Genomic DNA, 23,451 nt, shown 5'->3' with positions numbered 1-23,451 from the left:
TCACCAATATCTCGGATTAACATACTCGATATTTGTAAACCCGCCCTCCCCACACAATAATTCAGATCGATCGAGTATTTGATTGTTTGTTCTGCAAATACTCGCCCACTTCTCGTGCACGCTCAAAACCCCTTCGCACGCAATCTCCCAAAGCCACTCCGCCAACGTAGTTGCTGCACAAATACACCCCAGGCAAAGATTTTAAGCCCTCATCGATTTGTTGCAGGCGATCGAAATGACCCAAATTGTACTGAGGAATGGCCCGCTTCCACACATTCACCGCTAAAACTTTTGGCTGTGGCACATCTGGTTTCAGCAAAATCCGGGACAAATCTCGGTGCACCTCGCGAACGATTTGTTCTGAGTCGAGATTGCCAATTTCCGAATCAGTAGCCCCGCCGATGTAACTGCTGAGAGTTTGCCACCCTGCAGGCGCGCGATCGGCAAATAAACTCGATGTCCAAATCGTCCCTAGAGTGCGAATTCCCTGCCCCCTCGGAATTAAATTTCCAAAACCTACTAATTTTTCCTTGACATCCGACTGCGGATATGCTAAGACAACGCAGGCAACTGTAGGATAAGTAAAAGCTTGTAAAGCACTGCTAACTTTCGGTTGCAGAGGCTGCAACAAATCGGCTGTAACGTAAGCGGGCGTTGTCAAAACCACGGTGCGCGCCTCAACTTCCTGCTGTCCGTCGGGCGTCGAGAATACAGCAATGTAAGTTTCGCGTTCTGTACGCTGGAGGCGAGTCAGGTGCCAATTGAGTTTCACTCGATCGCCCAATTGAGCAGCGATCGCCTCCGGCAGAGCCTTCAACCCCTGTTTGAAGGAACCCAACTCCCCCGGTCTAGTAGACGGAACATTCGGGTCTGCGGGCATTGGCTTCGGTCTTTTCCTAGCAGAAAGCAGCGCCCCCGCCACCAGCCCGCCACCCACATCAGCCATCTTTGTTACCCGCCCAAAAGCCGCCGCCGCGCTAAGTTGTTGCGGATCGCCGGCATAAACCCCAGAAACAAAAGGTTCCACCAACCGCTGCATCACTTCCGTACCGAGATGACGGCGGAAAAATTGAGAAACAGTTTCCTCGTCACCCTGCTGCGAAAGTCCAGCACCCATTGCCGGCGCAACAAACCCCAAAGCCCCGAACAACGCCCGCAGTTTTCCCGGAAAACTCAGCAACTGAGACTGAATCATCGCCGGTGGAGTCATCGGCACCGGTTGCAGCTTTTTTTGCCAATAAACATAACGAGGCAATTTGCGATCGGCAAAAATCAATTCCTGCTTCAATCCCACATCCACAGCCAACTTCATCAATTCTGGCGTCGGCGAAAAACTGTTCGGGCCCTCCTCCCAGAGAAACCCCCCCGCTGTCACAGTGGTGATGTTCCCGCCTACACGTCCTTGACTCTCAGCGACTAAAATCTTCAGCGAGGATGGACTCGTTGCTTCCTTGTGAAGTGCGTGCGCCAAACTCAAACCGCTAATACCCGCACCCACAATCAAGGTATCTAATAGTTCCATATTACGTAGAAAAATATCGCAATCTTTATGTTACATGGCTTTGCACGGCTTGCGTTCTTTGCTTCGCGTACTGCCAAACCGCTTTCAGATTACCGAATTGGGAATTGCGAATCGAGAATTGAGAATGGGGAATTGGGAATTGCGAATCGGTAAGCTGTCTGGCATTTCTGAAGCATTTTTCTCGCAGGTTGTGGATTGCACCTCTGCCCACCTCCCCGTCTCCCGGTCTCTCCATCTCGCTTTTGTATCCGCTGGGTCTGGTTTAAAAAAAGAGCATCTGCTGTAATTAAGCTATATTCCCAAAAATACTATTTCTTTAAAATTTTTGTATTATAGGGAACAGCGCCGAAAATTGCACCGGGAAACGCAGCAGTACAGTGCTCAAAAAGATTTGAGTGGGTTAAACTAACGTTAGGAAAATTTTAGAGCTTAAGCAAGTCAGCACCCCGCTCGGAAGAGATGGGGCTTTATGCCCTAATCAAAAGAGATAGTTGACTAGCTATCGTCTTAACTGATTACGTTATCAAAAATATGGGTGTAAGCCCAAGCTGCTATCCGATCGCGGGTGAAATGTTTGAAACGGTAATTGTTCCGTTGAAAATAGATCGCAAAAGTACCAATCGACCAAGTATCTCCCTGTAGCAACAATCAATATTCAAGGCGGTGAAAACTGCCTGATGAGTGTTTCCTCGATCGGTCTAAAGACACGAGGTTTCCCTAATACTAAGCTTTTCTCATGAAAAAATACCCATGCAGGAAGTTATCAACTCGTTTCAGTCTTTTTTCTCTAACTCTGTTGATGCTTTCCTAGAGTGCGATCGACAGCAAAAGTACCTATCGATCAATCCTGTCGCTGCTGCTTGGATGGGATTGGAGCCTGCTGAAATAGTCAACCAAACTAATCAGGAATTATTAAAATTATATCCCAATAATGCTGCTGTCAAAAATATAATCTCGCAGATTGATTCCTGCCTGCAACAAGTATTTATAACCGGGGAAAAACGGCTGGCAATTCATGAGGTGATGGAGGCAGACGGCGGGATTAAAATTTACGAAACTGCTTATACGCCAGCGGTGGATGCCTCTAGCAACCAGATGCGGGTTTTGGGCGTCGGTAGAGATATCACCAGGCACTACCGCTGGCAGCAGCAGAAAACTCAACAGTTACGCCGATCAAACCATTTACTGTGGTTGAATGCAGCTAACAGTCCGCTGGCAATGGTAGGCTGGGATGAAGATTTTCGGATCGTTCAGTGGTCGAAACGCGCCGAGGAAATCTTTGGCTGGACATCCGATGATATGATGGGCAAGCACTTCGGCGATTTGGCTTTGGTTTGCCAGGAAGATAGAGAGGCTATAAGCGCGATCGAGCTTGAACTAGCCACTGGCAACGGCAATACTTCAATTAACCGCAACTATACTAAAAGCGGACAGGTAATTTGGTGTCGCTGGTTCAACTCGATTATTCGCAGCGGCGACACTTTTACTGTGCTTTCTTTAGTGGAAGATATCACCGATCGCAAACGATTGGAAGCAGAAAAAGCCCAAGCTTCTCGCCTCACAGCAATGGTAGCCGATGTGGGTATTGCCCTCACCAAACACCCTCAAGATATCCTGCTTCCCTGCTGCGAGGCAATGGTGCGGAATATTGATGTCGCTTCTGCTGAAATTTGGACTTTCAACTCTCAACATAATCTTTGGCAATTGCAAGCAGCCTCGGGAATATACAGTCGCACAGACGATCGGGCTAGCTTTATTGAAAGTAAGGTTAACTCGATCGCCAAACAGCAAAAACCGGAAATTGACTGCGGATTTGAACTGAATAATTTTGGCTTCCCAGAGGAAGAATTCCCGAAAGCAACACCGCCACAGAGTTCCGAAGTAGCAATTATCAACACCAGCCAAAAGCCGACAGATTGCCCAATACCTAAGCAAATTCTCACCTTCGCCGGCTACCCTTTGATAGTGGAAGAACGGCTGGTGGGAGTCATGGTAATTATCAGCCGCCAGCCCCTGACAAAACCCTTTCAGGACACTTTAGCATCGGTTGCCGATGTCATCGCTTTAGGCATCGAACGCAAGCGTGCAGAAGCTGAATTAAAATCCGCTAGAGGCTTCCTCAATTCCGTAGTAGAAAATCTGCCGGTGGGAGTTTTTGCTAAAGATGCTTCTTCGCTGAAATTTGTGCTGTGGAATAAAGCCGGAGAAACGATCGCAGGTGTTACCTCTCAAGAGGCGATCGGCAAAAATGACTACGATATTTACCCCAAAGAACAAGCTGATGTTTTCACTGCTCAAGACAGGGAAATATTGACCGGCGATCATAACCAATCTACTGTTAAAGACATAGCCGAAGAGCCGATCCAAACTCGCCACAAAGGTATGAGAATACTGCACACGCGCAAAGTGCCAATTCTCGACGCTGCAGGCCGCCCTCAGTACGTTTTAGGTATTACTGAAGATATCACCGAACGCAGGCAGGTAGACGAAAGCGTGCGCCTCTACGACCAAATTGTCGAGAATATGCAAATTGGTTTGTACGTCTACCATTTAGAAAACATAGACGATGACAGCACCCTCAGGGCGATCGCCTCCAATCCTGCGGCTACCCTATTTACCGGATTAGAAATGGCTGATGTTTTGGGAATGACAATCGACGAGATTTTTCCCCACCTGCGATCGAAAAACATTCCCCAAGCATTTGCTTCGGTAATTCGCAGCCAGAAAGCCGTAGAACTTGAAGATATTGACTGCGATGAAGGCGGGAGAATAACTCGCGCTTTTTCTATTAAAGCTTTTCCATTACCCAACAACTGCGTCGGTGTTGCTTTTGAGAACATTACTGCTCGCAAGTGCCTGGAACTAGAACTGCAGGCGTCGTTGGAAAAAACCGAACGTTCTGAACAACTCCTACGCACAGTAATAGACAAAACCAGCGACTGGATTTTTGCCAAAGACAAAAATTTTCGCTATATTTTGGCAAACAGCAGTTTCGCTCAAGCCATCGGCAAAACAGTCGAAGAAATAATTGGAAAATCCGATTTAGAGTTAGGATTTTCAGAAGATATTGTGTTTGGGAATTCCGCCCAAAATATCCGAGGCTTCCGCACAGACGACTCTGCTGTACTGGCCGGCGACATCATCCACAATCCCTGCGATGCGGCAACTATTGCTGACGGTTCAGTACATATTTTTGATACCCAAAAACTTCCCCTGCGCGACGCGGAAGGTAATGTATTTGCAGTGCTAGGTTTCGCTCACGATATTACAGAGCGACATGAATCCGAAGCAGCTTTGCGTAGAAGTGAATTAAGATTTAGGTCTTTGGTAGCTAATATTCCCGGCGTGGTTTATCGCTGGAAGTGCGATTTTTCGACTAATTTTATTAGCGATGCCGTTTACCTATTAACCGGCTACCCTGCCGCAGATTTTATTTGGCTTTTGGACAGGAGATGCCGGACTTTTGCTAGCATTATTTACCCCCAAGATTTGGCAAAAGTAGAAGCAACTATTCGGCAAAGCATAGAAAACAAAGAGTCTTATAACTTGGAATACCGCTTGCTAGCAGCAGACGGCACGGTTAAATGGGTGTGGGATAAAGGTTCTCCTGTGTTCGACGCAGATGGAAACGTTTGCTATTTGGACGGGGTGATTTTTGATATTAGCGATCGGTACTACGCTGAGGAAGCATTGCGCCAAAAAACTTTAGAGTTAGAAGCAGTTTTTCGCGCTTTGCCTGATTTGTATTTTCGACTAGATGCTGACGGTATAATTGTGGATTATTTGTCAGGAACTTCATCGAGTTTATACGTGCCTCCCGAACATTTTATGGGTCAACGAATGACCGACATATTGCCACACAATGTCGCCTGCCAATTTGCCCAAGCAATCTTGGAAATTTCCGAAACAAGAAATTCAATCGATATAGAATATTCGGTTTCCCTGTCGGAAGGAGAAAAAACTTATGAAGCCCGACTGTTGCCGTTTAATTCAGATCAGATTATTATTCTAGCCCGCAATATTACTAATCGCAAACAAGCCGAAGCTCAATTAAAACATAAAAATCGCCAGCTAGAGCAAACATTGAAACAATTAGGCCGGACTCAAGCTCAACTAATTCAAGCGGAAAAAATGTCGGGTTTGGGACAGCTAGTGGCGGGAATTGCTCACGAAATCAATAATCCTGTCAGTTTTATTTACGGTAATATCACTTACGCTAGTGAGTATGCCAAAAACTTGCTGGAACTGTGCAGTTTGTACCACGCACATTACCCGGAACCTGTTGCTGTTATCCAAGATTTGGCAGAAGAAATAGAACTGGAATTCATGAAAGAGGATTTCCCGCATCTGCTGAGTTCAATTCAAACCGGAGCCGAGCGAATTCGTCAAATAGTTCTGTCTTTGCGTAACTTCTCCCGCCTGGAAGAATCAGATATTAAACGTGTTAATATTCACGAGGGAATAGACAGCGCTCTGTTAATTTTGCAACACAAGATTAAAGAAAATGGCAGAAATCGTCATATTCAAATAGTTAAAGAATATGGGGAATTGCCGCAGATACAGTGCTACGTGGGGCAGTTAAATCAAGTGTTTATGAATATTTTAAATAATGCTATTGATGCTTTAGCGGATGTCAGGAATAGGAAGTTGGAAGTGGCGAGTTATTCAGAAGAGGAACGGCAAGATTTTGCTAGTTTACCTTTAACTTGCGACACATTGCCGTGGATTCGGATTCGCACGGAGGTGCTGGAGAACAATCGGGTTGCGATCGTAATTTCCGATAACGGGTGTGGAATGGCAGAGCCTGTTAAATGTCGGGTGTTTGACCCGTTTTTTACTACTAAACCAGTAGGCAAAGGTACAGGCTTGGGACTGTCTATCTCGTATCAGATTGTGGTGGAAAGACACGGAGGGACGCTGCAGTGCATTTCCGCGCCGGGAGAGGGAACTGAATTTGCGATCGAGATTCCCATTCGGCAGAGGTAATTAGTCATTGGTAATTGGTAGTTGCACCAGAAAAATGATAATCTAATTAAAGTTTCTAAAAGTCAGGAATATTAGCATGGTATACAAAAGCATACATACTTCTAGTGCCGTTGCAAAACAAATTAAAGAAGATGATGATGATGATGATTCCTATGTTGACTATTTTTACGACGATCCGGGGGCTCCGCCGGGAACTCTCGACTTAGAACCAGATGCGCCGCCTCCGGAGATTGTATTAATTGACTATTGCGAAACAGCCGCAACTCGCGCCAAATTGGCAAATCCTCACAAAGCTGCTGCGTATTTAGATACAGCATCTGTTTCTTGGGTTGATATGTTGGGATTGGGAAACAAAGAAACTTGGCGGCAAATGGGCGAAGTGTTTAATTTACACTTAATGGCTCAGGAAGATGTAGTTAATGTTCCCCAGCGACCGAAAGTAGTAGACTATGAAGAACACATTTTAATCATTGCTTGGATGGTGATGCTCCATCCAGAATTAGATACTTTTCATAAAGAACAAGTAAGTTTGATTTTGGGCAAGCATTACCTGTTAACTGTTCAGGAAGAACCGGACTATGATTGTTTTGAACCAGTGCGCGAGCGCATTCGTAAAGGACAAGGAATAATTCGCAAACACGGAGCTGATTATCTGGCTTATACTCTGTTAGATTCGATTATAGATGGATTCTTCCCTGTATTAGAAGTTTACGGAGAGCGCATTGAAGAATTAGAGGATGAAGTGGTGCTGAACCCTACCCGCAAAACCCTGGAAAAAATCTATAAAATCCGGCGAGAATTGCTGACTCTGCGCCGCGCCATTTGGCCGCAGCGGGATGCAATTAATGTTTTGATTCGAGATAGCAGTGATTTGATTAGTCCCGAGGTGCGAATTTACCTGCGCGACTGTTACGATCACACGGTGCAGGTGATGGATATGGTCGAAACCTATCGAGAGTTGTCTTCGGGTTTGATGGATGTTTACTTGTCTTCGGTTGGTAATAAAATGAATGAAATCATGAAGTTGCTGACGGTGATTTCGAGTATCTTTATTCCTCTAACTTTTGTGGCGGGAGTATACGGGATGAATTTCAATACAGAGACATCTCCCTGGAATATGCCGGAACTGAACTGGTATTTTGGCTATCCGCTTTGTTGGGCAATTATGCTAGGGATCGCCTCTGGTTTAGTTTACTTCTTCTGGAGACGCGGCTGGTTTGATAATTTTTCTACTGTGAAAGAGGACTCATTAAAGTAACCGAATGGAAGATTTGAGATTGGGGGTTGAAGATTGAATAATTAAAAGTTATGTGAGGTAAAAAGGTTTCGTGCCCCTAGTTGAATCCGTGCCCTAAATCCTTGCATGAGAATTCCCAACTTTTCAGCCCCCTGATTCATCCGTGAGTGAATTTAAGGGGAGTTGCATGGAAATTTAATTGTTGGGCGGGCTTTCGGACCCACCGTACAAGAGTTTGAATAAACACAAATGTCCAAATTAAGTGGGCGACAAGTTAAAATCTTCAATCTCAAATCTTAAATTGATTGACGAACGATCGCGTACAATAAATCTGGGGAAAAAGTAGGCGCAGGCGGTTGCGGATGAGCGAAAGCTTGTCTGAGGAAAGTCCGGGCTCCCGAAAAACCAAACTTGCTGGGTAACGCCCAGTGCGAGCGATCGTGAGGATAGTGCCACAGAAAGATACCGCCCCCCGATTTGAGATTTGAGATTTGAGATTGAATCAAAAATCAAGCATCGAAAATCGCAAAGTGTTAGGGGGTAAGGGTGCAAAGGTGCGGTAAGAGCGCACCAGCAGCATCGAGAGGTGCTGGCTCGGTAAACCCCAGTTGGGAGCAAGGTCGGAGGGACTATGGTTGGTTTTTTACCAGTTCCGTTTTTTGGTACCGCTTGAGGCGTCTGGTAACAGGCGCCCCAGATAGATAACTGCCCTCGAAAACTGCTTGCAGTTGAGAGAACAGAACCCGGCTTATGTCCGACTTTTTCCCCCCCATTTAATTAAAATTACCGCTTGGGAATAAGGTAAACAAATCCTTTCAACCTGTTTTTTGTTGGGAAAGGTGTGCACTGCACACCCCGAGGAAGATTTGGGGTAAGGTGCACCATAATCACCCGGGTCAATATTTATTTTTTTAAGAAAAAACTTATTAATATGGATCTGATACCTGTAAAAAAAAATGCAACTTTTGACAAGTTCTCAACCCAGATAGTCATCCGTCATTCCCAAATTTAAAATCTAAAATTTAAAATCTAAAATCTAAAATCTAAAATCTAAAATGGTATGATTTATCCGGGTCGCCAAAAGCAACTTGAAACATTAATTCAAAAATTGGGACTGACGAAGGATGCTTCGATAAAATGGCATCTCCTGGATTTAGCTTTGACTCATGCGAGCGCGTCAGCTAAGGCAAATTACGAGCAACTAGAGTTTGTCGGGGATGCAGTTGTGCGGCTGGCGGCGTCGGAGTTGTTGTTTGAGATTTATCCTGACTGTACAGTGGGAGAATTTGCTGCTATTCGATCGATCTTGGTGAGCGATCGCATTCTTGCTAAAATCGCTGAAAGTTACGGGTTCGATCGCTATTTAATTGTTTCCAGCAGTGCCGCCTCGGACAAAACAGGCGCTGAACCCCGACTGGCAGATGCTTTGGAAGCGGTACTGGCTGCGCTTTATTTGAGTACCCAGACGTTAGAATTAATTCGCCCTTGGCTAGATTCTCACTTTCAACGCCTAGCGGCGGAAATCCGCAGCGATCCTGCCCGCCAAAACTACAAAGCTGCTCTCCAAGAGTTGACTCAAGGCAAATACAAAACTTTGCCCAAATATAGCGTCCAAGAAACCGGGACAGTGCAGGGCGGGGAAGATCGTTTTACCGCAGAAGTTCTCATTCAGGGAAAGTTGGTAGCAGAGGGAAAAGGTCGATCGATCAAAGCGGCCGAACAAGCAGCGGCTCAGGCAGCTTTCAATAAATTAGTTGATAGTCAGTAGTTAGTTGACTGTTGACTGTTGACTGTTGACTGTTGAGTGGTGTTATCAGTTATTTGTTATTTGTTAGCTGCCACCAATAACCAATAACCAATAACTACTGCCAACAGTCAACAGTCAACAGTGATTTTTTTGAATTAAAACATAGATAATAATAACAAAATATGCTATAATTACTGTGCGATTTTTTAAATTATTATCAATGAAAATCGGAATAGCTGTATTGGGGGCAGGTCGCTGGGGAGTTAACCTAATTCGCAACTTTCTCGAACATCCCAACAGCCAAGTTTTAGCGGTGGTAGACCCGAATCGAGATTCATTGGCGGCCGTTCAAAAACAGTTTAATCTGGATGCCTCGGTGATTCTAGCTACCGATTGGTCTCAAGTGCAAGCCTTGCCGGGACTGCAAGCTGTGGCGATCGCTACTCCAGCTTCCACACACTACACCCTCGCAGCAGCAGCGCTGAAACAAGGCTACCACGTCTTAGCAGAAAAACCCCTCGCCCTCAACCTCACTGAAGCAATAGAACTCAGTCAATTAGCCGAAAAACAGCAGCGACAACTCTTCGTTGACCACACTTATCTGTTTCATCCAGCAGTCGATCGAGGTCAAAGAATTATTCAACAGCATCAACTCGGAAAATTGCGCTACGGTTACGCCCAGCGCACCCATTTTAAACCGGTGCGCCATGACGTTGATGCCCTTTGGGACTTGGCTATTCACGATATCGCTATTTTCAATACTTGGCTGGAACAAACGCCAATTGAAGTAAGGGCGATCGGCACTGTATTTCCGAAGGAATCAGGAAAAGGGAAGAAGGAATCAGGAATAAATAAAGAAGCAGCAGAAATTGAAAATCAATTGGCTCCTTCACTGCTGACTACTAATCCTGCAGAAAAACTAGCAGATTTAGTTTGGGTAACGCTCACCTATCCCGACGGATTTCAAGCATTTATTCACCTGTGCTGGCTAAATCCCGACAAACAACGGCGCTTAACAGTTGTTGGCAGTTTGGGAACCTTGATTTTTGATGAAATGTTGCCAGAAACTCCCCTGATTTTGCAGCGCGGCCCTTCAGATTACCGGGGCGAAGAGAATAACTCTTTTGAAAGTGCGTTAGCGAAGCCCTCGAAGAGGATCGCGCCGCAGCCAACAAGCATCAGACACCGCGAAGTGTTGAGTTTAGAACAAGTAGAACCGCTGAGGCGAGTGTGCGATCGCTTCCTCAACTGCGTGCAAACAAATACCCCCTGTCTTACCTCTTCGGGCGCGGCTTCCGTCGAATTAATCCGCATTCTCAGCACTTTGAGCAAATCCCTCGAACTCGGGGGACAGCCCCTAATACCATTTTAGATTTTAGATTTTAGATTGGGAAAATCACTCCTCAACTTTTGAAATTTCCCTTTTCCGTTACTAAGTCCGGGCTCTGAAAATAAAAACTTGACTGCTGATTGACAGGCAAAGAAATCATCACTGTAGTACCTTGATTCACGCCCGCGCTGTGCAGGGTAATGCTTCCAATCATAGATTCCATTATCCTTCGCGAGATAGCCAAGCCCAAACCGTTACCGCCAAACTTGCGAGTTGTAGAACCATCAGCCATCACAAAAGGTTGAAACAATTTCTGCTGGTGCTCGGGATCGATACCAATTCCCGTATCTTTAATTGTCACCACCACCCAATCGCTTTGACCGCTGGGACCCGTCGTACTGTCAGCACTGCCGTTAAAACTACCAGAATTAGTCCTCGATTCTAGCCGCACAGATATATTAATGCTGCCCGACTCTGTAAACTTAACGGCATTGCTTAACACGTTTAAAAACACCTGTTTTAGCTTCTCGGGATCGGCATGAACAATAATCGGATCGTGAGGCTCTGGCAAACTTAACTTCAAGCCTTTTTCCTCAATTTGAGTCGCTTGCAAATCAATCGCGTCTTCAAGTACCTGAGTAATGTCAACTACTTCTAAGATCATCGAGAACGTGCCGGATTCTATTTTAGCAATGTCCAAAATATCATTAATAATATTGAGCAATTGCATTGACGAATCGTGGGCCCGTTGTAAAAATTCCATTTCTTCATCTCGGTCATCGCAGTAGCCGTCCCGCACAATTTGAATAAAACCAATAATCCCGTTAAGTGGCGTTCTCAATTCGTGAGAAATATTCCCCAAAAATTCATTTTTTAATTGATTGGCAACTTGCGCTTCTTTGGTTGCGACTTCCAATTCTCGGGCCCAGGATCTGAGGCGCTGCACCATGCTGTTGAGTGCTTCTGATAGTTGATTAAATTCCCTAATTTGGAAATCTTGGGGCACTGTCTGCGACACTTCCGTATCTACTTTCATCGCGTAGTCTCTCAGTTTTTCCACAGGACGCGCCAAGTCGCGAGACAGATATAAAGTCGCGATGATACTAGCAGCAACCAAACCTACAATTAAATTAAATAAAACTTGCTGAATTTCTTCCAAACCTGACAGAGCGTAATCTAAACGAGAGACAGCTAAAATAATCCACTTGCTGTTCTCCTGTTTAGTTGAAGGACTCGGGATAGCAGCGTATCCTGCTAGCAACTCTACACCATTTCTTTCAAAGGAAAATAGATGGAGAAAATCTTTTCCGCCTGCGATCGCCCTTCTGACAATACTTTTTAGTCGAGCGGCATCTGCCTCTTGGTCGATATTGCGGCCCACACGGTTGATATTCGGGTGCGCCAAAATCGTCCCATCTTGGTCGATCGCCACCGTATAGCCGGCTAAAGAACCTTTGGGAGCGCTGGTTTGCACAGGCAAGGCCGACTGCAAACTCAAAGCATAACTCAACTGCAGGGTATTGCCCCGACGAATGTAAACAGGAGCGCTCAACACCAAACTCGCTTGGGTATCGCGGCCTTCTTTACCCGCCTCTGGAAAATCCTCAGCCCCCAAAGCCCCCTTCCGATCGTTTGCTGTCCCCTGTCGCTGCGGAGGTAAGGACAGACGAATGTAAACGCTCTTGTCGTCCAGCAGCGTTTGCTGCTGCTGTACGGGCGGCCAAAATTTTGCCGGCAGCGACTGAATCGGCTGCTGCCCGCAAGTGCTTGCTATCACTTGATTTGTCTTTAAATTAGTCAATTGCAAGCAATCAACCTGCGCTGGCAACCGCTGCCCTAATTGCGCGATAAACTTTTGATAATCCTTCGGATTTACAGACTGCAACATCGAGCTTTCCGAAGCGCCGATCAGATTCGACTTCAGCGATTTCGCCCACTGATCAATAGTTTCTGCTTTTCTGGCTGCACTTTCTGTCAAGTTTAGACGAGCAGTTTCCAGAAGCGTCGAGCGTGCCTTGCGATAGGTAACATACTCCCCCACCAGTAGAACCGGTACGCTGAGCAACAAAATCCGCGACAGTAAAATACGGCGAAAGGAGGATTGACCTAACTTAACCATAGGAAATATCTAAATTAAGGTGCAACACCCAACAGCGACCTTTACAGTGAAATAAACCAGACCGAAAGCCTGAATCTGTCTAGGGGGCTCTGCTGACTGAACAACACAGCTTCAGAACAACATTTAAACACAATTATAGAAGCCACTGTAGTAATCTCGATTCTAAGTGTGTTGACCCAAATATGCTCAGCAATTTGTTTCGCAAATGCCTGTGATTTCGGTCACACTTCCCTTCTCAATTCTCGGAGCGACTGGCACCTCATCGCCCAGGGGCCAATTTTTCAGGCTGCAAAAAAGCCTCGGGTGGACATACCGCACTTGCTTGAAGCTAGAATCGCATGGATGCACTCTTGGATCAAAATTAACGGGCAAAAAGTTCTGTCTCCGGCTAGTGTACAGAGAGAATTCTGCTCCATCGGACTTTTTCTTTCCGAATGCCTTCGAGAGATGGGCCAGAGATGGGCGATGCAAGATTTTGCACCCTGTCAAAGATTTCTTTTGCCACCCGATTGATGCGGTGACAATAATTCACCGGTCAAACAAAAAGAATGAGACGATCGAGCTGCCGATCGACTCTGACAACCCTAATGTGGGCAACCGTGGCCCAAACAGTGCACCCACGCTCCGTAAATTCGCGGTCTCGGCAATAATCTCCATAGCTTAATCGATGAAAAAAAACTTTAGCAATTATACGTATTATTACACAAACAACCGTCCGAGATATCATCACGCTTATTTGATATCTCCCCTTTTAGAAATGCTGGCGACACTTCAGCAGACCAGCAAGACAAAACTCCGAGTTTTGGATCTCGGCTGCGGCAATGGCAGCCTCAGTCACGTTATCGCAGAGCACGGCTGCGAAGTTGTCGGCGTTGACACTTCTGCGCCCGGAATTGCCATCTCTCGTCAAAGTTTCCCGGAGTGTCAGTTTATCCAAGCAGATATTTACGATCTCCCAGATACCGATATTCTGAACTCATTTGATGTTGTCTTAGCTATTGAAGTAATCGAACACTTGCTTTATCCTAAAGAACTAGCCAAAACTGCCAAAAAATGCCTCGCTCCGGGAGGAAGACTAATTATTTCCACACCCTATCACGGCTATTTAAAAAATCTGGCTTTAGCGGTTTCCGGCAAACTAGATAAACATTTTACCGTTCTTTGGGATAACGGTCACATTAAATTTTTTTCAGTAGAGACGCTGACCAAGTTATTAACATCTGAAGGATACAGCGACATAAAATTTAAATTTGCTGGTCGGTGTCCCTATCTTTGGAAATCAATGTTATGCTCTAGTACGTTCTCGCCACAAGCGGAGAAATTATGAGTTTTGATTTGTTGTGATTTGGCTGCCAATTAATTTTTCTGAATAAACGACCAGCCCTCATGAACAGTAAAAGATAACTTTTATGGTGCAATGGTGAAACAAATAAAATGACTGTTGGCGTTTGGATATTAGGCGATCGACTTTGGCAGAACCTAGCTGCTATCAACCGCACAGATGATAAATCTTCCCTACTGGGATTTCCTAGCGCGCCACCGCGACAAACTTCAGTCGATCGGTCGCATGAGCTTTCTCTTAGCCAATCTCGACAAAAGGCCGCCGGCAGAATTGGCAACCATCCGGCAAAAAGCGGCACAGTGGCACTTAGGAAGTCATTAGTCAGTAGTCAGCAGTCAGCAGTCAGCAGTCAGTAGTCATTAATCATTTGTTATTTGCTACCCATGCCCCATGCCCCATGCCCCATGCCCCATGCCCCATGCCCTTTGCAATTCTTATTTTTTCCCTGACTTTTCCCTAAACATTCCACAGCGTTTCCCCAGGCAAGTCTGAGGTTTTCCACAGATTCGACAAAGTTTTCCACAGAAATTAACGGCACGGTAGCATCTTGCTGCGGAATTGGGGATTTCCTTAACTTGCTGCCCAATCCCTCATAAACCGCCCAACACATAAAGATATGTAACAAAAACAGCCCTGAAAAGCTGATTCTTTGGTAAACCTTTTTTTTATATAAAGGACTTTGTAATATTTCGCAACATTGACAAACCCACCCCCTCATAGCGCACAATGATGCGACCGACCTAAAAAAAAGCGCTCTGATTTCGGCTGTGCCTGCACCTGTATCCGGCCGAAGGGGGGGTTCTGTTTTCAATTTATTAGCGAGACTAAAAAAAATGATGAACCCAACAGTCAGTATTTTTGCTGAAATTCCCGAAACGCTGCACGATTCTCTCAAAACTTACCTGGAAACCCATCCCGAATGGGATCTAGACCGAGTATTTTGCGCGGCCCTGTCGCTGTTTTTGTTGCAGAATGCCGATAGCGGTACGCCTGAAGCTTCGCGCAGTTATCGCCAAGCTGCGAGAGTTTATCTCGAAACTCTGTTTCAATCTCCTCAAGACTTGCACAGCAACAATGTAACTCCCTCGTCTTAAAGGATAAGGGCAGAGGGGGAGACGCGGTTTCTGGGAAGGATTTTAGTTGACCGAGAGGGCGCGCACTGCATAGGTGTCAACTTAAGCTTAAAATCCCTGAGAAATATCGCTTATAGCTTAATGCCGAGCCCCATTGCATCTCCCTTAAGAAGGGGACTTGGATAGCTTCTCCCCCCGGACTCTCAGGGGATGCCGGAGGGAGAAGCTGCCTTAATCGTCAAACAGTAGACGGGTAGTACATAAGACGCGCTTGTTTGCACCCACGGTGCTTATGGCGCACTCTACAGACTACAAACTCATGGCTGAAGACTACATCATGCCCATGCCGCCCATGCCGCCCATGCCGCCCATGCCGCCCATGCCGCCCATGCCGCCCATGCCGCCCATGCCGCCCATGTCGCCCATGTCGCCGCCGCCGGCTTTTTTCTTCTCGGGTTTTTCGACAATCACAGCTTCAGTGGTCAGCACCATACCAGCAATGGAACCGGCATTTTGCAAAGCAGATCGCACCACCTTAGCCGGGTCAATAATCCCGGCGGCAATCATATCTTCGTACACGTCGGTGAGTGCGTTGTAGCCAATGTTGAACTCGCTCGCCCGCACTCGCTCGATGACGATGGAACCTTCAACGCCGGCATTATCAGCGATTTGACGCAAAGGTGCTTCCAAAGCTTTCTTCACCAAGTCAGCACCTACTTGTTCTTCGGCGTCTAAAGTATCTCTGATCGCATCTATTTTTGTAATCAGGTGAATTAGCGTCGTGCCACCTCCGGCAACGATACCTTCTTCCACAGCAGCTTTCGTAGCGTTCAAAGCGTCTTCAATACGCAGTTTACGGTCTTTGAGCTCGGTTTCGGTAGCTGCGCCGACTTTAATTACAGCGATGCCGCCGGCGAGTTTGGCGATGCGTTCGGTTAGCTTTTCCTTGTCGTAGTCGGAATCCGTCGCTTCTAGCTGCTTGCGGATTTGCTCGATCCGTTTTAGCACGTCAGCTTTGTGTTCTTCGCCAGCAACAATGATCGTGTTTTCTTTGTCGATCGTAATTTTGCGGGCGGTACCGAGCATTTCTAGGGTTGCGGTATCAATGCTGAGTCCGACTTCTTCAGAAATCAGTTGACCGCCGGTGAGCACGGCGATATCTTGAAGCATAGCTTTGCGCCGCTCCCCAAAACCAGGAGATTTCGTTGCTGCGATGTTCAATACGCCGCGGGCTTTGTTGACTACCAGAGTTGCCAAAGCTTCGCCTTCAATATCTTCGGCGATAATTAGCAGCGGTTGACCTGTGCGGGCGATTTTTTCGAGAACTGGAATTAGTTCTTGAATCGAGCTAATTTTTTTGTCGGTAATCAGGAGGCGAGCGTTTTCGTACTCAACTTCCATGCGGTCGGTGTTAGTGACGAAATACGGAGAAAGATATCCGCGATCGTACTGCATCCCTTCGACAACTTCCAATTCTGTTGTCAGAGATTTCGACTCTTCAACAGTAATTACGCCGTCTTTGGTGACTTTTTCCATTGCTTGGGCAATCATGGCGCCGACTTCTTCGTCGTTACCGGCGGAGACAGTAGCGACTTGAGCAATTGCAGCCCCTTCGACGGGTTTCGCCAATTTCTCGATTTCCAGCACCAAGTGGGCGATCGTTTTTTCAATACCCCGGCGCAGCGCGACTGGGTTGGCGCCTGCTGCGACATTCTTCAAACCTTCGCGAATCAGGGATTGAGCTAGAACCGTTGCGGTTGTTGTGCCGTCGCCTGCGATATCTTTAGTTTTGGAGGCGACTTCTTGAATTAAGCGAGCGCCGGCATTTTCCAGGGGGTCTTCGAGTTCGATCTCCCTAGCAACGGTGATACCGTCGTTAACGATTTGGGGAGCGCCGTATTTCTTTTCCAATAGGACATTCCGGCCTTTCGGGCCCAAGGTGATGCGGACAGCATCGGCGAGTTGATTGACGCCGCGTTCTAGTGCCCGCCGAGATTTGTCGCTAAATGCAACTATTTTGGTCATGTTTGTCTCCAATCGCTTACATTAGCAAATTTAGCACTCTCTGAGGCTGAGTGCTAAGTCGATGGATTTTTGATTGTAGCGCGACTCAACGCTGGGGGGGATTGCGGGGGCGGATGGGAGATTTGGGCGAGCTCGTTCCGGGTGGCTAAGGACAGGGCATTGCCGTGTCCCCACAGATCTCGTGTTCCCACAGATATAATGTGGTTTGTTACATATCGATATAATCAGGTTTTAGTTAATACCAAAACCCAATTTTGATGGCACGTTATCCCAAAGCAGAATTTTTATTAAAAATTTCTTAACTTGTGTTTTCGGTCATCTACCTTTCGATAGAGCTTCTCTTTTTTTCAAACTTCTACCTTCTATAGCAACCGCCAAAACTATTAGGACGTTCTTAATTGCTGAAAACGTGAGCTGAAGATTGCGCCTTCCTTCTTCCTTCTTCCCTCTTCCTTCTTCCTTCTTCCCTCTTGCTTCTTCCTTCTTCCCTCTTGCTTCTTCCTTCTTCCTTCTTCCTTCTTCCTTCTTCCTTCTTCCTTCTTCCTTCTTCCTTCTTCCTTTCCTCAATCAATCTCAAATTACGCACTAACAAATGGCTCGTTATTCTCGACTGCAAAAACTCGGCTCTTATATGCGCCCGCACTGGAAGCCAACATTCTGGGGCATTTTTTCGCTGTTAATTGTCAATGCTGTGGGCGTTTACATTCCCCTGCTGATTCGGAATTCAGTTGACACTCTCCAAGTTGCGACTAAATTTGACGAAGTTTTCAACTTCGTGGCACTAATTCTGATCCTCGCCTCAATTATGTGGGTAATTCGGATGGTGTCGCGGATTCTGCTGTTTGGCGTGGGGCGTCAAGTAGAATTTGACCTCAAACAGCAAATTTTTAACCATTTATTAACATTAGAACCGTCTTATTTTGCCGCCAATACGGTAGGAGATTTAATTAACCGCGCTACTTCCGATTTGGACAATATTCGGCGCTTGGTGGGGTTTGCGGTACTCAGTTTGGCGAATACGGCATTTGCTTATGCTTTGACTTTGCCGGTGATGTTGGGGATTAATGTAAGGCTGACGTTGTTTGCGATCGCCGTTTACCCTTTAATGCTGGTTTTGGTGCAGTTATTTAGCGACAAACTTCGCATCCAACAGTTAGCCGTGCAAGAGGAATTGTCGGCGATGAGCGATTTGATTCAGGAGGATATGAGCGGGATGTCCGTAATTAAAATCTACGCTCAAGAAGAAAACGAACGCCGAGCTTTTCGCAATTCCAACGCACAGTTGCTATCAGCAAATTTGGAATTAGCAAAAACTAGAAACTTTATTTTTCCGCTGCTGGGCGGTTTGGCAAGTATCAGTTTGTTGGTGCTGCTTTCTGCTGGTGGCGGGGCAATTGCTAATGGTCAAATTAGCATTGGCGATTTTGTGGCGTTGCTGATTTATGTCGAGCGTTTGGTGTTTCCGACGGCCCTGTTGGGTTTCACCATTACTGCTTACCAGCGGGGAGAAGTGAGTGTCGATCGCATCGAATCAATTCTGACTGTGGAACCACAAATTAAGGATGCTGCCGATGCAGGTGAACTGCCAACTCCAGTCAAAGGCGAAGTTGTGGCCCGCCATCTAAATTATACTTATCCCGGTGCTAAGACACCGGCGCTTAAAGATGTTGATTTTACCATAAAACCGGGCGAAACTGTCGCAATTGTCGGGGCGATCGGCTCGGGAAAATCAACTTTAGCTAATGCGCTGCCACGCTTACTCGATATCGATCCGGGTCAGTTATTTGTAGACGGACAGGATATTACCGAGGTAAAATTGACACAATTGCGCGGGGCTATCGCCTACGTTCCGCAAGAAAGTTTTCTGTTCGGCACTACCATCAAGAATAACATCCGCTACGGAAACCCTTTAGCGGAACAGCCGCAGATTGAAGCCGCGGCAAAACAAGCGCAAATTCACGCCGAAATCCTCAACTTTCCGCAGCAGTACAAAACAGTGGTCGGCGAGCGCGGCATTACTTTATCCGGCGGACAGCGGCAGCGGACGGCACTTGCTCGCGCTTTGTTAGTTGACGCCCCGGTGTTAATTTTGGATGACGCTCTCTCCAGCGTTGACAATCAAACTGCTACCGACATTTTGCGAAACTTGGCAACGGGAACCGATCGAAAAACGGTAATTTTTATCTCGCATCAAATGTCAGCGGCGGCTAGTGCCGATCGCATTTTTGTGATGGAGAGAGGAGAAATAGTTCAGAGTGGCACTCACATTGAATTGGTAGGGCAAAAAGGGCTTTATCAGTATTTGTGGAACCAGCAAAAATTAGAGGAATTGCTGCATTGAAAAGTGACCGATACTTTGAGTTATCTAGAGTTAGACCCTAGATAAATAGGTAGGTGCAAATAAACTGGTGACGAGAAGGGCGGGGTTTGTCAGAATAAACTGGCTGCTAGTATAGCTCGCGGTTAAACCAGCCCTATCCATCTAATGTTTATTTGTAACCACCTACTTAACCAGGAAAGTTAGGGTTGAAACTTATTCCACTAACTGCCTTCCTAATCATAGGATTTGGTGCTAAAAAAGCAATCAAATTTATTGCCACCGAGTTTAATTAACTACCTTACTGAAGGGAATTTCTTGTTGTTGTTGTTGAAATAATTTAATCGATTGCAGACTATCTGAAGCAGCATCCCAAAGAATGAATTGGAAGCAGTCAGGAATATCGCGAATTGTCAGTGATTTTGAATTAGCAAGCAAGTGAATATTAGCATTGTGACAAGCCTGAAGATTATAGTTAGGTATTCGCTCAGAGAGATGATGAATATTGTGGTAAGCAATATCAGCCGAAAACCAATTAAGAAGATTTGGTAATTTTAGGTAACTACTGCCTTCAATTGCGCCAAGAAGATAGTCCCAACCCTCGGCTTTATGAGCGTAGGAACCGTCAAAATTATGCTGAACAAAGAAAATACAGATAAATATCGCTGCTGAACAGGTCATGACAATTGAGTAAACACTCCAGAAAAAGCCAAATCCCAGTAAGTTGCTCAGATAAATCCAGCTACCAACAACACAAATATTGTTGAACAGTAAATCCCAAAATTCAGCCGTCGTATACCAATGTTTGGATTTATAAGAAGCAATGATTGCAGATAAACCCATGCCTAAATCTTGATTTAGACAGGCAAAAATATGTCGGATAAAACCAGTAATTCCCAAGATTAGCGCGAGTCGTGGCTTAATAATTAGATAGAAAAAACCACCGGGAAACAGCATCAAGGGGTGTCTGAGTAACTGATACATCTTTTGACTAAAGGGGCTTAGCGCCGCAAATTTTTCGGTGGATATCAATGCCGAAGGGCCTCGGTACATATCCCAATTACCATTATGTTTGTGGTGATAAGCGTGTCCCCTCGACCAGGGGTACTGAGGAATCGCATTGATAATACCTAGCAGAAAACCCATAAGGCGATTGACTTTTTTGGAACTAAAAAGAGAATAGTGTCCGCAATCGTGCATCAAAGAGAAACAACGTCCTGAAAAAAGTGTCATCAACACCATTATCGGCGGGAGCAGGAATACAGAAATGGCAGCAGCTTTAAAGGCTAAAAACCATAAGAATGTATAAGGAATCACTGTATTGAGTATTTGGCAACTAGCTTTCAAGTTGTTGCTCTTCATATAAGGAGCTAGCACAAAATCAGACTTTTTGATCGCGGTTTTCATTCAGTATATCTATGGTGTGTGGAGAATTGCTTAGCTTACCATCAGGAGAAGCTGGCTATTTTGGGCAGGGTTTTATTGCAGGGAATTGGGTGAATTGCGGTTGAAATTTGACCCATACTTTACAAAATTGCTGATAATATTTAGTTCATTAGCTCCTCTTTTTTGTGGTTTAGACAAGCTGAAGCTTATCCCAGATTTGACGTACTTAATCATAACAAAATGCGGTACTAATTGCTAATCATTGCCGCAAATTGAGTTGTATTTTATCCTTACCTGTTAGGAGAAGAATAATGTATTGGGTGGGATTTTATGTCGCCATGATTTCAAGCAAATGTGAGATAGGGGATGGCTCTATTAACCGTCGTTGCAAATGATCATCTTTGCTAGACAATTAATTCAGTTAGGAATGGTAAGTGATGCAGAACCGTATCAACCTGCCACTTCACAGGTGTATTGATAGGCAGATTTACATGACAAATCACCAGGCATCAACCAGGCGTGAAAAATCCATTTCAAGCAGTGTATCCAATGGTCAGCATATTTTGGTGAATGAACAGATTCTGTCAATACCCAAAGCTACCTTGCCGCTTGTTATTTTCAACTCGCATTGGTTTCTTGCTTGCTGCAGCACTGTAGCAGACTTTACCATATTTTTCAGCGCGGGAACAGTCTGCAATAAAGCATCTGTCTCTAATTTCCCAGTAAAAAATGCTTTCAGGGCTTTCTTTATTTCCCGGTTGTTACCAATCCGAGGATATTCCCCTGTCTCAGCGAGAATCGTCATAACTCAACTTTGTTTGCAGAAAAAACTGTGAAGCCTGTCAGCCGCCGAACAAATCGCTGCACCGGAAGGCATTAATATGATTGTTGGTTGCACGATCGACCTTCGGTGATGTATGCCGCTATTTTTGCTTGCATCGTCTGTGCCACACTTTACCGTACCGGGTTCTACCCCAGCTCGATCGCAGGTTCAAAATTTTGGCTACTGGCGAAAATTTGTTATTGGCGGGCTATAGGGGCGATCGACAAACGGCTCATCTCGGAAACCAAAGCTGACACAACATCCAGAACCGCAGAGGATTTTGGCTCAATTCCTTGAAAATAGAATTTGAGGAGCGATCGCAATTGCCTGCGTTTTTTGTGTTCGGAGATAGCTCTGATTTGCTACAATCTAATCGCACACGCGACTAGAAATGGGTTATGACCGAACTATTAGATGAGACGCTTTCTATTGAAATGGCGGCTCGCATCAAAAGCAACCGTAAAAACTGCTTTGACAACGCCTGTAAAGCAGCGTTAGCGACCGAGGGTGCGATTTATGTTCAAGGCTTTTTAGCCGTGCCGGGAGTGCCATATAAACCCATCGAATATAGCTGGATTGAACTCGACGAGCGAATTATTGACCCAACCTTTCCCCATCTCGGTTTCATCGCTCAAGACATTCATTACTTCCCAGTCCAGCGCTTCAGCGTCAAGAAACTCAAAGCAATCCTCGAAGAATCAAAAGAAGATTATCCTGAAGACGACCCGCTGCCGATTTATGGCAATCAACCTTATGAATATTACGGCGATTTGATGTTAGGCGGTAGCGATTACCAAAATGCTTACGATTTGGCTGCCGCTAAATGCAGGGAATTAAACCAACCCAAAAAACAGGATGCGAACTAATTCAAGACTTACCAAAAAATGGTTGGGCGCGCTACTTACAGCGGTAAGGTACGCACTGTGCACCCTACAGATACAGATTACTGTAGCAACTTTTCGGTCGATTAATATACTTCATCATGACTTCCCAAATCTACAAAGACGGCTTTTCCGTCTTCTGTAAAGTAGAAAAGTACCCTTTCGTCGTAATCTACGCTAAAGCTCCAAAACTCCTTGAGCCTACCGGACAATTTATGAGTTTTTAAGCTTGGTTCAAACGGCTCTCTGATGAACTGTTCCAGCTTTTGTCAAAACCTAGCCTCCAAATCAGCATCGCCTTTGATCCGCTTTTTGAAAGCACGCTTGAATGAAGAACTGAAACTGACTTCCACGATTATTCCTCTATCATTACTCTGAGTTCATTGATGTCAGCGAAAAATTTCAGTTCACCTTTTTGTTGTTCAATCTGCGCTGACTTAAAGTTTTGATACATCTCTTCGCGACGTTCTTCCCGGAGATATTGCTTCAACAACAGTTGAAGCTCTTGCTTTTCCTCAGTAGAAAGATTCTTGATCCTCTCGACCACATCACTGAAAGTCATAACTTACAAAACCCTATTGTGCTGATTTGATTATAGCAAAAAATATCCTTTTGGTTAACTTTCGTTTCTCGTTACCCGGCTCGGCCTCGTCTTAAAAAAAG

The 23,451-nt window shown here is 45.6% G+C and carries 18 protein-coding genes and 1 other RNA gene; 11 read left to right on the top strand and 8 right to left on the bottom strand.

Features of this window, described 5'->3' with window-relative positions; translation table 11 throughout:
• Positions 1 to 61 precede the first annotated feature (61 nt).
• Positions 62 to 1,522 carry a protoporphyrinogen oxidase gene (gene hemG, locus QUA62_RS11995; protein WP_333404213.1) on the bottom strand — a complete coding sequence of 487 codons (1,461 nt, stop codon included), beginning with the start codon at positions 1,520 to 1,522 and terminating at the stop codon, positions 62 to 64.
• 750 nt (positions 1,523 to 2,272) lie between these two features.
• Here hemG and QUA62_RS11990 point away from each other — a divergent pair.
• The 5 genes from QUA62_RS11990 to QUA62_RS11970 all read left to right on the top strand — a co-directional run bounded on the left by QUA62_RS11990 (position 2,273) and on the right by QUA62_RS11970 (position 10,864).
• Positions 2,273 to 6,508 carry a PAS domain-containing protein gene (locus tag QUA62_RS11990; protein WP_333404211.1) on the top strand — a complete coding sequence of 1,412 codons (4,236 nt, stop codon included), beginning with the start codon at positions 2,273 to 2,275 and terminating at the stop codon, positions 6,506 to 6,508.
• A 76-nt stretch (positions 6,509 to 6,584) separates the two neighbouring features.
• Positions 6,585 to 7,766: a magnesium/cobalt transporter CorA gene (gene corA, locus QUA62_RS11985; RefSeq protein WP_333404209.1), complete on the top strand. Its 1,182-nt coding sequence runs from the start codon at positions 6,585 to 6,587 to the stop codon at positions 7,764 to 7,766.
• 318 nt (positions 7,767 to 8,084) lie between these two features.
• Positions 8,085 to 8,511: RNase P RNA component class A (rnpB, locus tag QUA62_RS11980), an RNA gene on the top strand.
• 294 nt (positions 8,512 to 8,805) lie between these two features.
• Positions 8,806 to 9,513 (top strand): ribonuclease III, encoded by a 708-nt coding sequence (gene rnc, locus QUA62_RS11975; RefSeq protein WP_333284586.1) that lies wholly within the window; start codon positions 8,806 to 8,808, stop codon positions 9,511 to 9,513.
• Between the two features lie 199 nt (positions 9,514 to 9,712).
• Positions 9,713 to 10,864, top strand: coding sequence for a Gfo/Idh/MocA family oxidoreductase (locus tag QUA62_RS11970; protein ID WP_333404207.1), 1,152 nt, complete (start codon positions 9,713 to 9,715; stop codon positions 10,862 to 10,864).
• A 31-nt stretch (positions 10,865 to 10,895) separates the two neighbouring features.
• On the opposite strand, the gene QUA62_RS11965 is transcribed toward QUA62_RS11970, so the two are convergent.
• Positions 10,896 to 12,941, bottom strand: coding sequence for an ATP-binding protein (locus tag QUA62_RS11965; RefSeq protein WP_333404205.1), 2,046 nt, complete (start codon positions 12,939 to 12,941; stop codon positions 10,896 to 10,898).
• Positions 12,942 to 13,608: 667 nt separating this feature from the next.
• On the opposite strand from QUA62_RS11965, the gene QUA62_RS11960 reads away from it, so the two are divergent.
• Complete coding sequence (locus QUA62_RS11960; RefSeq protein ID WP_333404203.1) at positions 13,609 to 14,268, top strand: class I SAM-dependent methyltransferase; 660 nt, start codon at positions 13,609 to 13,611, stop codon at positions 14,266 to 14,268.
• 107 nt (positions 14,269 to 14,375) lie between these two features.
• Positions 14,376 to 14,639 (top strand): hypothetical protein, encoded by a 264-nt coding sequence (locus tag QUA62_RS11955; RefSeq protein WP_333404201.1) that lies wholly within the window; start codon positions 14,376 to 14,378, stop codon positions 14,637 to 14,639.
• Positions 14,640 to 14,653: 14 nt separating this feature from the next.
• Here the strand turns inward: QUA62_RS11955 and QUA62_RS11950 are convergent, their stop codons facing one another.
• A complete protein-coding gene (locus QUA62_RS11950; protein ID WP_242728929.1) occupies positions 14,654 to 14,908 on the bottom strand; it encodes a hypothetical protein in 255 nt (84 codons plus the stop codon).
• A gap of 211 nt (positions 14,909 to 15,119) precedes the next feature.
• Here QUA62_RS11950 and QUA62_RS11945 point away from each other — a divergent pair, with 211 nt between their 5' ends.
• Positions 15,120 to 15,377, top strand: a complete 258-nt coding sequence (locus QUA62_RS11945; protein ID WP_050813024.1) for a DUF2811 domain-containing protein — start codon at positions 15,120 to 15,122, stop codon at positions 15,375 to 15,377.
• Positions 15,378 to 15,686: 309 nt separating this feature from the next.
• Here QUA62_RS11945 and groL read toward each other — a convergent pair whose 3' ends face one another.
• Both groL and QUA62_RS11935 read right to left on the bottom strand, forming a co-directional pair.
• Complete coding sequence (groL, locus tag QUA62_RS11940) at positions 15,687 to 17,381, bottom strand: chaperonin GroEL (RefSeq protein WP_333217658.1); 1,695 nt, start codon at positions 17,379 to 17,381, stop codon at positions 15,687 to 15,689.
• A 394-nt stretch (positions 17,382 to 17,775) separates the two neighbouring features.
• Positions 17,776 to 17,967 (bottom strand): hypothetical protein, encoded by a 192-nt coding sequence (locus tag QUA62_RS11935; RefSeq protein ID WP_333404199.1) that lies wholly within the window; start codon positions 17,965 to 17,967, stop codon positions 17,776 to 17,778.
• A 6-nt stretch (positions 17,968 to 17,973) separates the two neighbouring features.
• Here QUA62_RS11935 and QUA62_RS11930 point away from each other — a divergent pair, with 6 nt between their 5' ends.
• Positions 17,974 to 19,722, top strand: a complete 1,749-nt coding sequence (locus tag QUA62_RS11930; RefSeq protein ID WP_333404197.1) for an ABC transporter ATP-binding protein — start codon at positions 17,974 to 17,976, stop codon at positions 19,720 to 19,722.
• Positions 19,723 to 19,986: 264 nt separating this feature from the next.
• Here QUA62_RS11930 and QUA62_RS11925 read toward each other — a convergent pair whose 3' ends face one another.
• Both QUA62_RS11925 and QUA62_RS11920 read right to left on the bottom strand, forming a co-directional pair.
• Positions 19,987 to 21,105 carry a fatty acid desaturase gene (locus QUA62_RS11925; RefSeq protein ID WP_333404195.1) on the bottom strand — a complete coding sequence of 373 codons (1,119 nt, stop codon included), beginning with the start codon at positions 21,103 to 21,105 and terminating at the stop codon, positions 19,987 to 19,989.
• A 532-nt stretch (positions 21,106 to 21,637) separates the two neighbouring features.
• On the bottom strand, positions 21,638 to 21,889 hold the full coding sequence (locus QUA62_RS11920) for a hypothetical protein (RefSeq protein WP_333404194.1): 252 nt from the start codon (positions 21,887 to 21,889) through the stop codon (positions 21,638 to 21,640).
• 87 nt (positions 21,890 to 21,976) lie between these two features.
• Here QUA62_RS11920 and QUA62_RS11915 point away from each other — a divergent pair, with 87 nt between their 5' ends.
• The gene (locus tag QUA62_RS11915) at positions 21,977 to 22,204 is read left to right on the top strand and encodes a hypothetical protein (RefSeq protein WP_333404192.1); all 228 of its coding nucleotides are present in this window, start codon (positions 21,977 to 21,979) and stop codon (positions 22,202 to 22,204) included.
• A 101-nt stretch (positions 22,205 to 22,305) separates the two neighbouring features.
• Entirely contained in the window at positions 22,306 to 22,773 is a 468-nt protein-coding gene (locus QUA62_RS11910; RefSeq protein ID WP_190663431.1) for a hypothetical protein, read from the top strand.
• A 370-nt stretch (positions 22,774 to 23,143) separates the two neighbouring features.
• Here QUA62_RS11910 and QUA62_RS11905 read toward each other — a convergent pair whose 3' ends face one another.
• The gene (locus QUA62_RS11905) at positions 23,144 to 23,350 is read right to left on the bottom strand and encodes a hypothetical protein (protein ID WP_333404190.1); all 207 of its coding nucleotides are present in this window, start codon (positions 23,348 to 23,350) and stop codon (positions 23,144 to 23,146) included.
• Between the last annotated feature and the right edge of the window lie 101 nt (positions 23,351 to 23,451).

It is taken from the genome of Microcoleus sp. MON1_C1 (genome assembly GCF_036701945.1).
In the GTDB taxonomy this organism is placed as follows: domain Bacteria; phylum Cyanobacteriota; class Cyanobacteriia; order Cyanobacteriales; family Microcoleaceae; genus Microcoleus.
Note: the sequence above shows the minus strand (reverse complement) of the source record. Positions and strands in the feature narration are given on the sequence as shown.

Coding starts and splice junctions, on each gene's coding strand:
- hemG (WP_333404213.1), bottom strand. CDS start 1,522: ATGGAACTATTAGATACCTTGATTGTGGGTGCGGGTATTAGCGGTTTG.
- QUA62_RS11990 (WP_333404211.1), top strand. CDS start 2,273: ATGCAGGAAGTTATCAACTCGTTTCAGTCTTTTTTCTCTAACTCTGTT.
- corA (WP_333404209.1), top strand. CDS start 6,585: ATGGTATACAAAAGCATACATACTTCTAGTGCCGTTGCAAAACAAATT.
- rnc (WP_333284586.1), top strand. CDS start 8,806: ATGATTTATCCGGGTCGCCAAAAGCAACTTGAAACATTAATTCAAAAA.
- QUA62_RS11970 (WP_333404207.1), top strand. CDS start 9,713: ATGAAAATCGGAATAGCTGTATTGGGGGCAGGTCGCTGGGGAGTTAAC.
- QUA62_RS11965 (WP_333404205.1), bottom strand. CDS start 12,941: ATGGTTAAGTTAGGTCAATCCTCCTTTCGCCGTATTTTACTGTCGCGG.
- QUA62_RS11960 (WP_333404203.1), top strand. CDS start 13,609: ATGAAAAAAAACTTTAGCAATTATACGTATTATTACACAAACAACCGT.
- QUA62_RS11955 (WP_333404201.1), top strand. CDS start 14,376: ATGACTGTTGGCGTTTGGATATTAGGCGATCGACTTTGGCAGAACCTA.
- QUA62_RS11945 (WP_050813024.1), top strand. CDS start 15,120: ATGAACCCAACAGTCAGTATTTTTGCTGAAATTCCCGAAACGCTGCAC.
- groL (WP_333217658.1), bottom strand. CDS start 17,381: ATGACCAAAATAGTTGCATTTAGCGACAAATCTCGGCGGGCACTAGAA.
- QUA62_RS11930 (WP_333404197.1), top strand. CDS start 17,974: ATGGCTCGTTATTCTCGACTGCAAAAACTCGGCTCTTATATGCGCCCG.
- QUA62_RS11925 (WP_333404195.1), bottom strand. CDS start 21,105: ATGAAAACCGCGATCAAAAAGTCTGATTTTGTGCTAGCTCCTTATATG.
- QUA62_RS11920 (WP_333404194.1), bottom strand. CDS start 21,889: ATGACGATTCTCGCTGAGACAGGGGAATATCCTCGGATTGGTAACAAC.
- QUA62_RS11910 (WP_190663431.1), top strand. CDS start 22,306: ATGACCGAACTATTAGATGAGACGCTTTCTATTGAAATGGCGGCTCGC.
- QUA62_RS11905 (WP_333404190.1), bottom strand. CDS start 23,350: ATGACTTTCAGTGATGTGGTCGAGAGGATCAAGAATCTTTCTACTGAG.